The sequence below is a fragment of the Emticicia agri genome (genome assembly GCF_004168285.1).
GTDB classification, from domain to species: Bacteria; Bacteroidota; Bacteroidia; order Cytophagales; family Spirosomataceae; genus Emticicia; species Emticicia agri.
Genome location: NZ_SEWF01000022.1, coordinates 1 through 14,681, shown reverse-complemented (window position 1 = coordinate 14,681; position 14,681 = coordinate 1). Strand labels below are relative to the sequence as shown.

The 14,681-nt window shown below is 38.8% G+C and carries 14 protein-coding genes; 6 read left to right on the top strand and 8 right to left on the bottom strand.

The genetic code is table 11. From position 1 onward, the window contains the following. Nucleotides 1-122 precede the first annotated feature (122 nt). From EWM59_RS15275 to gldG, 3 genes are all read right to left on the bottom strand, one after another. Nucleotides 123-758: a gluconate 2-dehydrogenase subunit 3 family protein gene (locus EWM59_RS15275; protein ID WP_130022067.1), complete on the bottom strand. Its 636-nt coding sequence runs from the start codon at nt 756-758 to the stop codon at nt 123-125. 18 nt (nt 759-776) lie between these two features. Next, complete coding sequence (locus EWM59_RS15270; RefSeq protein WP_130022065.1) at nt 777-2,525, bottom strand: GMC oxidoreductase; 1,749 nt, start codon at nt 2,523-2,525, stop codon at nt 777-779. Between the two features lie 603 nt (nt 2,526-3,128). Beyond that, complete coding sequence (gene gldG, locus EWM59_RS15260; protein ID WP_130022063.1) at nt 3,129-4,790, bottom strand: gliding motility-associated ABC transporter substrate-binding protein GldG; 1,662 nt, start codon at nt 4,788-4,790, stop codon at nt 3,129-3,131. 75 nt (nt 4,791-4,865) lie between these two features. Between gldG and EWM59_RS15255 the strand changes: the two genes are divergently transcribed. From EWM59_RS15255 to yiaA, 4 genes are all read left to right on the top strand, one after another. Then, nucleotides 4,866-5,369 carry a cupin domain-containing protein gene (locus EWM59_RS15255; protein ID WP_130022061.1) on the top strand — a complete coding sequence of 168 codons (504 nt, stop codon included), beginning with the start codon at nt 4,866-4,868 and terminating at the stop codon, nt 5,367-5,369. Nucleotides 5,370-5,456: 87 nt separating this feature from the next. Then, nucleotides 5,457-5,927 (top strand): DUF4293 domain-containing protein, encoded by a 471-nt coding sequence (locus EWM59_RS15250; protein WP_130022059.1) that lies wholly within the window; start codon nt 5,457-5,459, stop codon nt 5,925-5,927. A 34-nt stretch (nt 5,928-5,961) separates the two neighbouring features. Beyond that, nucleotides 5,962-6,651, top strand: coding sequence for a TIGR02117 family protein (locus EWM59_RS15245; protein ID WP_207219992.1), 690 nt, complete (start codon nt 5,962-5,964; stop codon nt 6,649-6,651). A gap of 8 nt (nt 6,652-6,659) precedes the next feature. Beyond that, the gene (gene yiaA / locus EWM59_RS15240) at nt 6,660-7,067 is read left to right on the top strand and encodes an inner membrane protein YiaA (RefSeq protein WP_130022055.1); all 408 of its coding nucleotides are present in this window, start codon (nt 6,660-6,662) and stop codon (nt 7,065-7,067) included. 80 nt (nt 7,068-7,147) lie between these two features. Here the strand turns inward: yiaA and EWM59_RS15235 are convergent, their stop codons facing one another. Next, nucleotides 7,148-8,233, bottom strand: coding sequence for a complex I subunit 1/NuoH family protein (locus EWM59_RS15235; RefSeq protein WP_207219991.1), 1,086 nt, complete (start codon nt 8,231-8,233; stop codon nt 7,148-7,150). A 12-nt stretch (nt 8,234-8,245) separates the two neighbouring features. Next, nucleotides 8,246-9,679: an asparagine--tRNA ligase gene (asnS, locus tag EWM59_RS15230; protein WP_130022053.1), complete on the bottom strand. Its 1,434-nt coding sequence runs from the start codon at nt 9,677-9,679 to the stop codon at nt 8,246-8,248. Nucleotides 9,680-9,884: 205 nt separating this feature from the next. Here asnS and EWM59_RS15225 point away from each other — a divergent pair, with 205 nt between their 5' ends. Beyond that, nucleotides 9,885-10,424 carry a PDDEXK family nuclease gene (locus EWM59_RS15225; RefSeq protein ID WP_229239368.1) on the top strand — a complete coding sequence of 180 codons (540 nt, stop codon included), beginning with the start codon at nt 9,885-9,887 and terminating at the stop codon, nt 10,422-10,424. A 32-nt stretch (nt 10,425-10,456) separates the two neighbouring features. On the opposite strand, the gene EWM59_RS15220 is transcribed toward EWM59_RS15225, so the two are convergent. Both EWM59_RS15220 and EWM59_RS15215 read right to left on the bottom strand, forming a co-directional pair. After that, nucleotides 10,457-10,621 carry a type II toxin-antitoxin system antitoxin gene (locus EWM59_RS15220; protein WP_130022049.1) on the bottom strand — a complete coding sequence of 55 codons (165 nt, stop codon included), beginning with the start codon at nt 10,619-10,621 and terminating at the stop codon, nt 10,457-10,459. Then, the gene (locus tag EWM59_RS15215; protein ID WP_130022047.1) at nt 10,621-11,472 is read right to left on the bottom strand and encodes an SPFH domain-containing protein; all 852 of its coding nucleotides are present in this window, start codon (nt 11,470-11,472) and stop codon (nt 10,621-10,623) included. Before EWM59_RS15215 ends, EWM59_RS15220 begins: the two co-directional genes overlap by 1 nt. A 175-nt stretch (nt 11,473-11,647) precedes the next feature. Between EWM59_RS15215 and lysS the strand changes: the two genes are divergently transcribed. Then, nucleotides 11,648-13,360: a lysine--tRNA ligase gene (lysS, locus tag EWM59_RS15210; protein ID WP_130022045.1), complete on the top strand. Its 1,713-nt coding sequence runs from the start codon at nt 11,648-11,650 to the stop codon at nt 13,358-13,360. A gap of 127 nt (nt 13,361-13,487) precedes the next feature. On the opposite strand, the gene EWM59_RS15205 is transcribed toward lysS, so the two are convergent. Then, on the bottom strand, nt 13,488-14,600 hold the full coding sequence (locus EWM59_RS15205; RefSeq protein ID WP_130019099.1) for an IS4 family transposase: 1,113 nt from the start codon (nt 14,598-14,600) through the stop codon (nt 13,488-13,490). Between the last annotated feature and the right edge of the window lie 81 nt (nt 14,601-14,681).

The window sequence follows — 14,681 nt, the reverse complement described above, 5'->3', positions numbered from 1 at the left end:
GTATCACGATTTTTCAAATCGTATTTTATAGTTGCTACACGACACGATTTGAAAAATCGTGATACATGCAAAAGCCCTGAAAGATATTCTTTCAGGGCTTTCATTTTATAGGCTGCTATTTATCAATCCTTTTTATCATAAATCGGATCATACTTCAAGCCGTATTTATCTAATACGTCTTGCGGTACACCTTGCCAGTCGTTAGGCGTATTACCCATATATCCTAAATCATCAAAGCCCATACGGGTTGTATAGAAGCCCGTTACGGTCAGATTCCGGATTTGTGAGAAAAACGCTGCCCCATGACTGAACTCCGGTTTTACATCGTCCGGATAAGCAATATCTTCTACTATTTCGATACGTTGTTTAGGCGTAATGCCTGCAAAAGATTTACCGAAGCGTTTGGTGCTATGGTTATCCAGCCATCTTAAACCACCTCTGATGGGTGTCTGATATTGTGGCATATCTTTTACGATAAAATCGATAAAAGCAGGTACGCCTGCCTGGGTTGCACTCCCAGACTTACCTTCTGCCGGAATAATAATATCTGCTAAAATGCCGATAGTAGCCAATTCCGCCGGAGTCAGGAATTTATCAGCCATTATCTTTTTATCTCTTTCTATTTCTTCCGGAATACGAGCCGGTGTTGTTTTAAACGGCTTCGGATCCGGTGGTGCTGCTACGAGGTCGGTGGTTGGTAAAACAGCCATTCCCAACGAGCTCAATGAAAGTGCTTTTAATGTGTCTCTACGTTTCATGTTCGGAAAATGGTTTTATTAAATATTTTTTGCTTTTACCTGTTCCATGATATAATCAGATGTACGCCACGAACTGGCAAGGATTGTCCACGTTACGTTTTTATCGCCTTGCGATACAAACGGAGCCGCATCTACTACAAATAGGTTTTTCACATCGTGGGCTTGTTGCCAGCCGTTCAGAGCCGATTTTTTAGGGTCGTTACCCATACGTACAGTTCCTACTTCGTGAATGATTTCACCCGGTTGAGCTAAACCATAGTTATTGCTTGCATCAGGTTTTCTACCCATTGGAATACCACCCATGGCATGGATAATCTGTTCGAAAGTATCCTGCATGTGTTTGGCTTGTTTGATTTCGTTTTCGCTCCATTTATAGTGGTAACGTAACGTTGGAATACCGTATTTATCCACACTATTCGGATCAATCTCACAATAGTTCGACTCCAATGGAATAGGCTCTCCACGACCTGCCATACCGATATAAGCACCGTAAGTACGACGAATATCGTCTTTCAGTGCTACACCGTAGCCCCCTGCTTTTTTCTTATTACCGTTTCTATCTGGGAAAAGTCCGTTTACACGCTCAATGCCGCCACCGAAGCCAAAGCCAGGCATACCCATACCACCGCCATACTCAATATGGTAACCACGTGGGAAATCCAATTTGCTATTATCTACCCACCAAGGTGTAAATACGTGCATACCACCCACACCATCTTCGTTGTAGCGTTTACGATCCATCAAGGCAGGAATAAATGCCGAACGGCTTGCACCTGTTGAATCGTTCAGGTATTTACCGATTACACCGCTGTCATTCGCCAAACCTCTCGCAAATCTTGGCGATTTAGAGTTAAGCATAATACGGGCAGTTTCACAGGTACTTGCTGCTAAGATGACAATCTTACCTTTGATTGAATACTCTTTTAAATCCAATTTATTTACATAAGAAACCCCTGTTGAAAGCCCTGTATTCGGGTCAGTCAATACCTCTCTTACCATCGCATTGTTAATCAAGGTCAGGTTACCCGTTTTAGCCGCAGGAATACATAGTACTGACGATGACGAGAAGTCGGCATAAGCCTGACAGGCACGTCCACATTGCGCACAATAGAAACAAGCCCCACGTGAATCGTTGATAGGCTTGGTCAACATCGCCATACGAGACGGGATTACCGGAATACCGATACTACCAGCCGCTTTTTTCAGCATCAACTCATGCAGACGTGGTTTTGGCGGAGGTAAGAAGATTCCATCCGGTTCGTTACGGATACCTTCTTTTGTACCGAACAAACCAATTAGTCTATCTACTTTATCATAATAGGGTGCGTAATCTTCATAACTTGTAGGCCAGTCATCACCGATACCTGTCATAGAACCTCTGCGGAAATCATCAGGACCGAAACGCATCGAAATCCGTCCCCAGTGGTTGGTTCTACCACCCAACATTCTTGAGCGGAACCAACGGAACTGTGTGCCGGGCATAGCTGTATATTGCTCGCCTTCGATGTCCCAACCACCCCAGGCAGCATCGAAATCACCAAACGGACGGGTACGTGTACTGGCTCCACGACGAGGAGATTCCCAAGGGTTTTTTAATTGTGTGATATATTTAGGATCCGCAGGGTCGAAGTAACCACCTGCCTCTAATAAGCAAACCTTTGCACCAGCTTTAGTGAGTTGGTATGCTGCCATACCGCCACCTGCACCAGAGCCTACAATTACCACATCATAGACTTTAGGTTGCTCTTTAATTTCGAATAGGTTCATGTTTAACCGGTCGTAAATAGAAGATGAGAAAAATGAATTTAGAGTTTAAAAGTAGTACTTTTTTCAGAAAAAAATAATAGGAATTTTAAAAATTAGTGGCTTGCCAGATGAAGAATTAATACCTGTACCGATTTTATAAGGGTACTTATGGCACTTGTTTTTATCTGATTACCTTATAGTTTAGTGGTGCAAAGTTAAAAAAAGCAGAGAAATAGGATGATTTTTATTTCATTTCTCCTGTTTGTCGGCCTGTTGTTTTATAAGATAGAGGCTTCCGAATTACTTTATGAAAAGAGAAAAAACTATCAATTATCGGAATGCTTTTTTGCATAAACTTCAGTTATGCTTATTTTTGCAACCACAACCATCATTATCAGAACAAAATAGTAATCTTGTGAACAATAAAAAAGGACTATCATTTCCCCTCTTAATTATAGCAATCATTATAGGAGTGGCCATTTATAAAGACTTCGATTTTAAAAATCTAAGATTCGAAAAACCGGCATTAGCCATTGTCTATATATTAACCTTCTTAATGACTGTTTTTTTTCTTGTAAAGAAACCCAAAGGAAAATAACAGCCGATAAGGTATTGGCAGACCTTTTAATAGGCAAATTTTCTTTTGCGTAACATATATAAAATCACGCCAAATAAGATAACTACTCCCAAAGGCAGAACAATATTGATAATCTGCCATTTGGTTCGTTCGTCACGGGTGCGTAGTTTGTCTAACGGGCGTAGTTTCACTTCCTTTCCACGTGCCTGTATTACACCATTTTCATCAATCATATAATCAATGGCATTCATCACAAAATCTTTGTTGCCAAATATATGCTGGGTAGTTTTATCAAAACCTAATGGTAACGGGTTACCCGTTTTAGGGCTCAAATCATTTACAATTAAATCACCGTCTGAACAAACCAGCATTTTAGTAGGCACACTTTCAGCCTTGAATGATTTATATTGAGAGTCAGAGGGCAACAGGCGGTTTTTATACAGAGATTCAAATTTACCTTCTAACAAATAAGCTATGGTTTTTACGCCATCATTATACTCTTCCTGGTTGGTTTCGGTACGAGCTTCGTTATATGTAACTAAGGCTGGCGCATTTAATACCTTGGTATAAGGGGTTGTCATCAACAACGGAATTTTATTTACACCCGGCGCTTGTACCGTATCAATAGAAGCTACATATTTACAGAAAATCAAGTCAAGGTTATTAGTAATCAGGCTTTTGCCAAAATTGTTAATCACCGGAAAATATCGATAGGGAATTGGTTGGATATTCGGTCTATCGCCCATATTTCCTACTACCATCGGAATAGCCGCCGAACTTGCACCATCTTTCACAATATTACTGTTGATTCTGACCCCATATTTAAAGAATAAATCTGTCAGGTTCAACTCTAAAGGCTGGGCAAAAGTACCTTCTAAACTTACTGAATCTACTTTCAGACCATCTACAAAAAACAAGGCTCTACCACCATTCATTATGTACTGGTCAATTTTGTATTTGGTGCTATCATCAACCGGAAGCGTAGGTTTCGGTAAAATCAGTGCGTCAAGCCCTTGAAAAGTAGGTGAAAGTTTGGCATCAATAATAAACAGGTCATACCTTTCCTGCAAAGAAGTAATCAAGTCGGCAAAATTGAGAGGTTTCAGGTCAGTAAACTCAGTCAATAGTCCGATTTTCTTTTTTTCTTTCAACGTCAGTTTCCGAATGGCATTTGCCAATTCATACTCTACGTTTTCGTACGATTGATTTAGTTTCTCTTGTGCGGTTCTTCCTTCTGTTCCTTTCAACAATTGCACGGGTACTTCTTTGCCTTCATAACTCACTGAGGCATAAGGGAAAATAATATTTTCTACCTGACGGCCATTTTTATTATCTATCACTCTTGAGGGCTGCATACCCTTTTTCATCAACTGGGCATAAAAATCTTCCCGTTTTTTAGTGTCATTTTCGGCATTAGGGTTAATAGACCTGAACTCAATATTAGTCCCTCCATATACCTGAAATTCGTCTAAGGTTTCATTTACTGCACGTTTGAGTCTTTCAAAGCCGCCGGGCAATTCATCACCATCCAAATAGACCTTTATCAGTATCTCTTTGTCAAGATTTTCTAATAATGTTTTGGTAGCATCAGAGATAGAATACCGCTTTTCTTCGGTGAGGTCTAAACGGAAGAATACAAAAGAAGCCAGTACATTTAGCAAGACGATTCCGCCAACAATAGCGAGGATTTTTATAAATTTACTTTTCATTAAGATATTCAGGAGAACGCTTTCTGTTTATTTTGCCAAAAATAAGATATTCATTCATCTATTTCCACATTAAATATGAAAACAGCCAGATATTGGGTTGAAAAATACCACTTGCAGGCACACCCCGAGGGTGGATACTTTGCCGAAACCTATCGTTCGGCAGAAACTATTCCTCATGATGCTCTTCCTAAACGTTTTGAGGGAGAAAGAAATTTTAGTACCGGAATTTATTTTTTGCTCGAAAGCCATCAGTTTTCAACCTTACACCGCATTCAGTCTGACGAAATGTGGCATTTCTATGATGGCTCACCACTCAATGTTTATTACATCGACCATCAGGGCTTTGTACGAACCCTTAAATTGGGTAACAACCCCGAAAACGGAGAGGTTTTTCAGGCGGTGGTTCCGGCAGGTGTATGGTTTGGCAGCAAACCTGCGCTCTCCAACAGCTATTCATTGGTTGGTTGTACGGTTGCTCCAGGTTTTAGCTTTGCCGATTTTGAAATGGCCAGCCGTGAAAAACTGATAAAAGAATACCCGCAACACAAAGAAATTATTAACCTGCTGACTACTCAATAAAAAAATGTGCAGGTTTCTGAAAGGATTTGCACGATTATTTACCTTTGTACTGATATTTGTATTATGTAATCATTAATTTTAGTTGAAATGTTACAACGCCCCCAATCACTTTTACTGCTTCTTACTTCTATTTGTATGATTTTGTATTTAGCCACTCCCATCTGGCATAAGGTAGGGGTAGGAGAAGAAGCTATTTTAAACCCTTATTACCTGGCACACATGAAAGGCACTTTAGCTGAAGTAAACAAACCCGTTTATTATTTAGCTGTTTTAGCAGTATTATCGGCAGGTGTGTCAATTTTTACTATTTTTCAATATAAAAACCGTGTTCGTCAGATGCTCTTTGTGGCTCTTAATTCTTTGATTGGAGCGGCACTATTAGGAACAACCGTTTATCATATTCAATTTGAAGCCACCAAGTTTTTTGCACCAGACCAACAAGGAGAATTTGGTATTGGTTTCTGGGCTGCATTTGCTGCGTTGGTATTCAACTGGATAGCTAATCGCTTGATTCGTAAAGATGAAAAAACGGTAAGAGATGCCGACAGAATGAGATAAACGTCTGTACATACGTATTTAACCTATTATTACCTTGAAAATTGCTATTAGAATACTCAAAATCACAGGTCTTACTATTCTGGCATTGGTTTGTCTGATTGGTGTTTATCTGCTCTCTGCTTATGTGCTATCAAGAATAAGCGTAGATAGAGAAAGCCAAACTCAGGATGATATTCCTATCTATATCCTGACAAATGGTGTACATACTGATTTGGTATTACCCATTAAAAACGAACAGATAGACTGGAGTAAAGAAGTGAAGTTTGCCAATACAGTGAGCAAAGACAGTTTGTTTGAGTATGTGGCATTTGGATGGGGCGATAAAGGTTTTTATTTAGAGACACCTACCTGGGCAGACCTGAAAGCCAGTGTTGCTTTTAAGGCAGCATTTGCGCTGAGTACCTCGGCCATTCATGCTACTTTCTACAAGAGCCTGAGAGAAGGCAGTGATTGTGTGAAGATAAATATTTCGAGAGAACAGTATTCCAGACTGGTAAAATATATTCAGGATAGCTTTATTACTGATGCACAGGGACATCTGATGTATATTCAGACCAATGCAAATTATGGTAAAGAAGATGCTTTCTATGAAGCAAAAGGCCGCTATAATATCTTTCATACCTGCAATACATGGGCTAATAACGGACTGAAAAGCTGCGGACAAAAAGCCAGCCTCTGGACACCTTTCGACACCGGAATTTTTTATCAATACACATCTAAATAAATAACAATATGTATCAAAAACCATCAGCAGCGTTTATAGCGGCATCGTGGGTAGCCTTAGGAGCCGGAATGGTCGGATTTCTGGTTGGCCTATGGCGCTCAGAAATGCTACTCAACGAAAAAGGCTATTATTTTACAATACTCATGTATGGGCTATTCTCGGTTGTATCAGTTCAGAAAAGCGTGAGAGACCGTCTTGAGGGTATTCCGGTAACAGATATTTACTACGGTATCAGCTGGTTCTCTACCATCTTGTGTATCGTATTATTAACTGTGGGACTCTGGAATGCTACCTTATTACCCAGCGAAAAAGGCTTTTATGCTTTTGCATTCCTGCTGGCTTTATTTGGCGCTATTGCCGTGCAAAAAAATACCAGAGATGCGCAGGGAAGTGGGAATGAGAAAAGAAATTCTTAATAGAAAATAGCTTTGTAAAAAAATAAGCTCAACCGTTCAGTTGAGCTTATTTTTTAATACCTGAGTCATTTTAGTGGTTATTAAACCATCAGCAACCGCCAGATACCTGAAATCAATAAGAGTATCAGACAGAAAGGGGTAAGGATTTTCCATGATAAGTGCATCAATTGGTCAACACGTAAACGTGGGAGTGTCCAGCGAAGCCACATCTGAATAAAAATCAAGAAATATGATTTTGATAATAACCAGAAAGCTCCCCACAAATTACCCGACCACTCGCCAACTGTTCCACTTGTCCAATCAGCTAATTTTATAATCCAGATATTTGGCAAAGGAGTATTCCAACTTCCCAGGAATAAAATCACGCCTAAAATAGATACTAACAGCATCATGGCATATTCTGAAAGCATAATCACCGCCCATCTGAAACCGGAATATTCAGTATGGAATCCGGCAATCAGCTCAGATTCAGCCTCAGGTAAATCAAAAGGTGCACGGTTACTTTCGGCAAGAGAGGCGATAAAATAAATGACAAAGACGATTAGCAGAAAAGGATTTCTGAAAATATTCCATGTCAGAATTCCCCCTATCTCGCTTACATCCCAACCTAATGCTTTAATACCAAAAAAGTAATTTTTTTCATCCCAGAAAATTCCCTGTTGAAAACTGATTTCCTGTAAATCTAAAGTTTGTGTAATCAGGATTACACATAGAATTGATAAGCCAAGCGGAACCTCATAAGAAATAATCTGAGCTACCGAGCGCATGGCGCCCAGTAAGGAATATTTGTTATTAGATGCCCATCCGGCCATCAGAATGGCTAAAATATCTAAAGAAACAATCGCCAATAAAAGAAAAACACCCGTTTGTGTAGCCGAACCTGATAAACCCGACGAAAGCGGGAAAACAGCAAAGCCTGCAAAAATTACCATGAATAACATGATAGGCGCAAACTTAAACAGGTTACGGTCGGCATTGGCAGGAGTAATGTCTTCCTTTTGAATCAGTTTCAGTAAGTCGGCAATCAATTGTAGAAGCCCCCAATGACCTACTTCCATAGGCCCGAGGCGGTCTTGTATAAAAGCCGAGACCTTACGCTCTAGGTAAACCCCAACCACCACATTGGCAAAAGCAATAGCAAGAAATATAGCGAGCGTAAGTATCATGGGTTTCTTTAATTAAAATTCAGCACTCTTCGGTGTTCTTGGGAACGGAATAACGTCACGGATATTAGTCATACCTGTTACGAACAATACCAGACGCTCGAAACCTAAACCAAAACCTGAATGCGGCGCAGAACCAAATTTACGGGTTTCCAGATACCACCAGATGTTTTCAGGGTCAATGCCTACTTCTTTTACACGGGTCAATAATTTTTCGTAATCATCTTCCCGTTGTGAACCTCCGATGATTTCACCAATACCCGGAAATAATACGTCCATTGCTCTTACAGTCTTGCCGTCAGCATCTTGTTTCATATAGAAAGCCTTAATCTCACGTGGGTAGTTAGTTAGAATCACAGGTTTTTTGAAGTGTTTCTCTACTAAATAACGCTCATGCTCCGACTGCAAATCGATGCCCCATTCAACAGGATACTGGAATTTCTTTTCCTTATGCGGTTTAGATTTCAACAGAATTTCAATTGCCTCAGTGTAAGTCAGTCTTTCAAATTGGTTATCTACCACAAAACGCAGTTTTTCCAGCAAAGCCATTTCGCTGCGTTCGTTCTGTGGTTTGTTTTTCTCTTCGTCTAACAAACGCTTTTCCAAGAAAGCCAAATCATCAGCACAGTTTTCTAAGGCATATTTGATGACATATTGCACGAAATCTTCTGCCAAAGCCATGTTATCTTCTAACTCATAAAAAGCTACTTCCGGCTCAATCATCCAGAACTCCGCTAAATGACGAGTCGTATTAGAGTTTTCAGCACGGAAAGTTGGTCCGAAAGTATAGATTTTTGATAAGGCTAAAGCGCCTAATTCACCCTCTAATTGTCCTGATACTGTTAAACTTGTTTCACGACCGAAGAAATCTTCTTTATAATCAATCTCTCCGGTTTCTGTTTTCGGCGGATTTTTAATGTCAAAGGTAGTTACATGAAACATTTCACCTGCGCCTTCAGCATCAGATGCCGTAATGATAGGTGTATGCAGATAAAAGAAACCTTTATCATTGAAATATTTATTGATAGCAAATGCTAAATTATGACGGATACGGAAAATAGCCCCAAAAGTATTGGTACGGAAACGCAAGTGTGCTTTTTCACGCAAAAACTCCATTGAGTGACGTTTGGGTTGCATCGGAAAAGTTTCATCAGCCGTGCCATATACTTCTATTTTTTCCGCTTTCACCTCAACTGCTTGTCCTGACCCTTGCGAAGCAATCAATTTACCTGTTACAGCCACACATGCGCCAGTAGTAATTGAACGTAAAGTTTCTTCATTGATTTGATTATTATCACTATCTACTACCGCCTGGATATTATTAATAGTCGAGCCATCGTTAATTGCAATGAATGTTACGGCTGCTTGTCCTCGTTTGGTACGTACCCAGCCTTTTACTGTTACCTCCTGTTCTGCAGGTGTTAGTGTAAGAATTTCCTTGATTTGCATAAAAAATAAAATCGAATAATGAGCCGCAAAAATAGCTAATTTTCGCTATTGATTAGTGCCTTTATCATAAATAAAACGAGGGAATTTTGAGAAAATGCAAAGATTGTTGTAACTTAGTTTCAAATAAATGTAAGGAAAGATGGTGCTTGAGACCGCAAAAAAGACTTTAAAAAAGAAAATCCCGGAACAATTCATCTATGAGGTCATGGATGGGAAACCAATTTATTATAAAGGGTATAAAGAAGCAATAAAAAAACACGTCAATGCTGAAGAAATAATGGGAAGTAGTTCTTTACAATCAGAATTAGTTAATTTCATTCTTGAAGTACTTCATATTTCTTACGATAAGAAAAAGTATCGCATTCATACAAATGAATCAGGGCTACAGTTAGGTTATAAAGATACTTTGGCGGGGGACATTGTAATTTATAATAAGCAAGTATTTACTCCTGACAAAATTTCGACCAAATACTCTGATGTACCGCCTAAGTTTGTGATTGAAATAGATACCAATGCAGATTTAAGCGAAAGTAGTTTTATGGAGTATCTGACACGTAAAACCGAAAAACTTTTTGAGTTTGGTGTAGAAAAAGTTTTCTGGGTGATTACGTCCACTCAACAGGTAATAGTCACTTCACCTAAAGAAGACTGGTTGATTAAAAACTGGAACAAAGATATTGAACTCTTTGATGGAATTACAATAAATATCGGGAAGTATTTAGACGAAGAAGGCATAAAAATATAATTACAGGAGACACATTCCGTGCCTCCTGTGTTTTACTCTTCACTTTTCTTGCTCTTTTTTCTTTTTTTCAGAGCATCGCTTAAGATATATTCTATTTGCCCGTTCAGGCTTCTGAACTCTTCGGCTGACCACTTTTCAAGTTCTTTCAACACTTCGGGGCTTATTCTTAATACGAATGGTTTTTTTTCACTGGCCATTAGTTATATAAGGTTCCGGCATTTACCACTGGACTCACAGATTTTTCACCACACAAAACTACCAATAAATTGCTTACCATAGCAGCTTTTCGCTCTTCGTCCAGATGAACGATTTCTTTTTCTGACAAACGAGCCAATGCCATTTCTACCATGCCTACAGCACCCTCTACAATTTGTTTACGGGCAGCTACTACGGCTGTAGCCTGTTGGCGTTGAAGCATGGCATGTGCAATTTCGGGTGCATAAGACAAGTGGCTGATACGCGCTTCCATTACTTCTACACCCGCTTGTGTGATTCGCTCATTTAATTCTTTTTCTAACATTTCATTGATTTTGCCTGAACCGTCTCTTAATGTAATATTTGCATTTTCATCTTCGATAGTATCATAGGCATACGAGCTTGCTAAGTGGCGGACTGCTGCTTCTGACTGAATGTCCACAAACTTAAGATAATCATCAACCTCAAAAAGCGCTTTGGCTGTATCACTTACACGCCAAACCACTACAGCAGCAATTTCTATAGGATTACCTAATTTGTCGTTTACTTTCAGTTTTTGTCCGTTCAGGTTTCTGGCACGAAGACTGATTTTTTTACGGCGATACAAAGGGTTCACCCAACGTAAACCATTTTGTTTCATGGTACCTTCATAATTACCAAAGAAAGTGACAACTGCTGCTTCATTTGGGCCAATAACTGTCAACCCGATCAGAAGGATAAATCCGGCTAAGCTAAGAATAATTGATAGAGCCGGAATATAAGTTAAGATAGTGAAAAAAGGTACTATTAGTAAAAGGAATCCGGCTATAATTGTAAGATAGCCTGATTGTGAAAATAATTCTTTTTCTTTCATAAGGCGGTAGAGATTTGATATTAAAATAATATCACAAAGATATTATAGTTATTGAGATTGCCAAAAGAAAAAATGATGGAAGATGTTTTTTGTAGATGAGTGGTAATAAGTAATAATCGACATTTTTTCCTACCTTTGCGCTTCAAATTTATATTGGAAATAAATAGATAAAACGATGGTTCTTAGCGAACAAGAAATTTTACGCCGTCAGAAAAGACAAGATTTAATGGCAATGGGAATTGACCCCTATCCTGCCGAATTATTTGAGGTGAATGTAACATGCGCCGACATTGAGAAGAATTACGAGAATAATAAGTTAGACTATAAGAATGTATCTATTGCCGGCCGACTGATGAACTTCCGTATTATGGGAAGTGCTTCATTTGCCGAGCTACAAGATTCAACAGGTAGAATCCAACTCTATTTTCGTCGGGATGATTTATGTCCGGGCGATGATAAAACCTTGTATAATACGGTTTTCAAGAAGCTATTAGATATTGGCGATATTATCGGTGTAAAAGGTTATGTGTTCACTACTCAAACCAACGAAATATCAATACACGTAACAGAATTTAAAATTCTGAACAAATCATTGCGCCCGCTTCCGGTAGTAAAAGAAGTAGATGGCAAAGTCTATGATGCGTTCTCAGACCCTGAGCAACGTTATCGCCAACGTTATGTAGACTTAATTGTCAATCCACATATCAAAGATATTTTTATTAAAAGAGCGAGGATTATCAGCACCATGCGTCAGATGTTTGATGAAAGAGGTTGGTTAGAGGTAGAAACACCCATCTTACAGCCTATTCATGGAGGTGCAGCGGCTCGTCCGTTCAAAACACACCATAATACGCTTGATATGCCTTTATATATGCGTATCGCCAATGAATTATATCTGAAAAGACTGATTGTTGGTGGTTTTGATGGCGTGTATGAATTTGGTAAAATGTTCCGTAATGAGGGAATGGACAGAACCCATAACCCTGAATTTACTTCTTTAGAGTTCTATGTAGCCTACAAAGACTACGAGTGGATGATGAACATCACAGAAGAAATATTTGAGAAAGTAGCTTTGGCTGTACACGGCACAACCAAATTCAAATCGGGTGAACACGAACTGGATTTTGCCGGGCCATTTGCGCGCTTAAGTATCTTAGAAGCTATCGAAAAATATACAGGGGTTAATGTAGGGGCATTAACCGAAGAAGAAACCCGTCAACACTGCCGCCAATGGGGAATGGAAGTAGATGATACGATGGGTAAAGCTAAGTTGATAGATGAGATTTTTGGTGAAAAAGTAGAAGATAATCTGATTCAACCGACTTTCATTATCGATTATCCGGTTGAGATGTCGCCATTGACTAAAAAACACCGTAGCAAAGCCGATTTAGTTGAGCGTTTTGAGTTGTTTGTAAACGGTAAAGAGGTAGCCAATGCCTACTCTGAATTAAATGATCCTATCGACCAGCGTGAGCGTTTTGAGGAGCAATTGAAATTAGCTGAACGTGGTGATGAAGAAGCGATGGCAATGGACGAAGACTTTATTCGTTCGTTAGAGTACGGTATGCCTCCAACCGCAGGGATTGGTATAGGTATTGACCGCCTGACAATGATGTTAACAGATAATGCGAGCATTCAGGAAGTATTGTTCTTCCCTCAAATGCGCCCGGAGAAAAAACAGGAAGTATCGACCGATGCTGATTACGAGGCGATTGGTGTGCCAACAGTCTGGATTCCGGCACTACAGAAAATGGGTTTTGTGATGACTGAACAACTGAAAGGGGCAAACCCCAACAAAATTTTCAATGATTTAGGTGGTGTAAGAAAGAAACTCAAAATTGAAGAGAAGATGCCAACGCTTGATGAGGTAAAGGCTTGGGTTGGGTAAATGTAAAACAACTTTTGTATGAGCCTCGAAGAATATGCTAATAAATATCTTGACAGGGAAATCAAAATAGTTGAACGTTTTGATGATGTATATCCATTTTTGTCGTTATACGAGAAAGCAATCTACTCTACCCGAAGATTTTTGTTAATTCCTTGTGATAGATGAATTGTAAATGAATCCACCTCAAAAAATCATATACAAGCATCTGACAAGTAGCTATAAAATTTTGTTTTTGTCTTTTTAGATTTACTCTGATATAATCTAAACCCTTTCTAAAGAAGCTATTAGCTTTATATCCATGTTTTTTGACTTTAATCATCTTTACTTTTTGATGGAGATATTGACCTGTTTTCAGTGCTATAGCTACAGCAATACTAACAAAAACCAACAATTTACTAAGTTTTTCGTTTCCTTTAATATGAGTAGTTTCTAAATCAAAGCCCCTTTGTTTGAAAGTTTGAAACAGAACTTCGATACACCACCTATGTCGGTAAAGATTTCCTAACTGCTTGGCTGGCAGATTACCTATCAGAAACAAAAAGTCTTTATTATCTAATTTCTTTAGCATAGTATTGCACCAGATTCCATCGACCAAACATGTTTCAAAGTAACGCTCCTGTTGATGGGACAATAAGTCGTTTATTGAACAAACAGCCCCATTCTTAAGTGTTATCAAATGGTTTTTAGGTAATCTCATACAGAAGTTTATCTGCCTGTCTTTTAGATACTTTAGCCATTGAATACCAATAAATTCCCTATCTCCAACTATCAAACCGATTCTATCCAAACCTATCACATCTACAATTGATTGTAATAAGTCACACCTGTCTTTACAATTACTATTACCTGAATTATTATCTAATAACTCCCAATACAATGGAATCCCTATTGAACCATTTTTGGCAACTATCATCAAAATATTGCATTGATAAATGCCGAAGTCCCATTCGGTTCTATCTATTGATAATTGAAGTTTACCTTTAGGTAAAAACATTAATAGTAAGAGACATACTTGCCTGTAATCGAAATCATAATCCTTAAAAAATGCCTGTATTCTACGTTCAACTGATTCTAATGTAGCTTCACTCTCAATGTGCAAGGCTATTTCTTTAAATTGCACCTTCCGGCTTTCGAGCATCCCTATCAGAAAATCACCAATGAATTTTTTCCTTGATAGATTCTTAGCAAGAGGTATTTTATCAAAAATCTTTATAATTTCGTCCCTAATGAGTTTTCTCATTCTAAAAGGTTGGTTTTGTTTGCTTGGTCGCTACAAAATTCAGCCTTTTTGTTTATAAATTAAAAATCTTCGGGTAGAGTA

What these genes read in the sequence shown, in the direction of transcription:
- EWM59_RS15225 (WP_229239368.1), top strand. Translation starts at nt 9,885, where the DNA reads ATGGATGGGAAACCAATTTATTATAAAGGGTATAAAGAAGCAATAAAA.
- EWM59_RS15275 (WP_130022067.1), bottom strand. Translation starts at nt 758, where the DNA reads ATGAAACGTAGAGACACATTAAAAGCACTTTCATTGAGCTCGTTGGGA.
- EWM59_RS15205 (WP_130019099.1), bottom strand. Translation starts at nt 14,600, where the DNA reads ATGAGAAAACTCATTAGGGACGAAATTATAAAGATTTTTGATAAAATA.
- EWM59_RS15215 (WP_130022047.1), bottom strand. Translation starts at nt 11,472, where the DNA reads ATGAAAGAAAAAGAATTATTTTCACAATCAGGCTATCTTACAATTATA.
- gldG (WP_130022063.1), bottom strand. Translation starts at nt 4,790, where the DNA reads ATGAAAAGTAAATTTATAAAAATCCTCGCTATTGTTGGCGGAATCGTC.
- EWM59_RS15235 (WP_207219991.1), bottom strand. Translation starts at nt 8,233, where the DNA reads ATGATACTTACGCTCGCTATATTTCTTGCTATTGCTTTTGCCAATGTG.
- asnS (WP_130022053.1), bottom strand. Translation starts at nt 9,679, where the DNA reads ATGCAAATCAAGGAAATTCTTACACTAACACCTGCAGAACAGGAGGTA.
- yiaA (WP_130022055.1), top strand. Translation starts at nt 6,660, where the DNA reads ATGTATCAAAAACCATCAGCAGCGTTTATAGCGGCATCGTGGGTAGCC.
- EWM59_RS15250 (WP_130022059.1), top strand. Translation starts at nt 5,457, where the DNA reads ATGTTACAACGCCCCCAATCACTTTTACTGCTTCTTACTTCTATTTGT.
- lysS (WP_130022045.1), top strand. Translation starts at nt 11,648, where the DNA reads ATGGTTCTTAGCGAACAAGAAATTTTACGCCGTCAGAAAAGACAAGAT.
- EWM59_RS15220 (WP_130022049.1), bottom strand. Translation starts at nt 10,621, where the DNA reads ATGGCCAGTGAAAAAAAACCATTCGTATTAAGAATAAGCCCCGAAGTG.
- EWM59_RS15270 (WP_130022065.1), bottom strand. Translation starts at nt 2,525, where the DNA reads ATGAACCTATTCGAAATTAAAGAGCAACCTAAAGTCTATGATGTGGTA.
- EWM59_RS15255 (WP_130022061.1), top strand. Translation starts at nt 4,866, where the DNA reads ATGAAAACAGCCAGATATTGGGTTGAAAAATACCACTTGCAGGCACAC.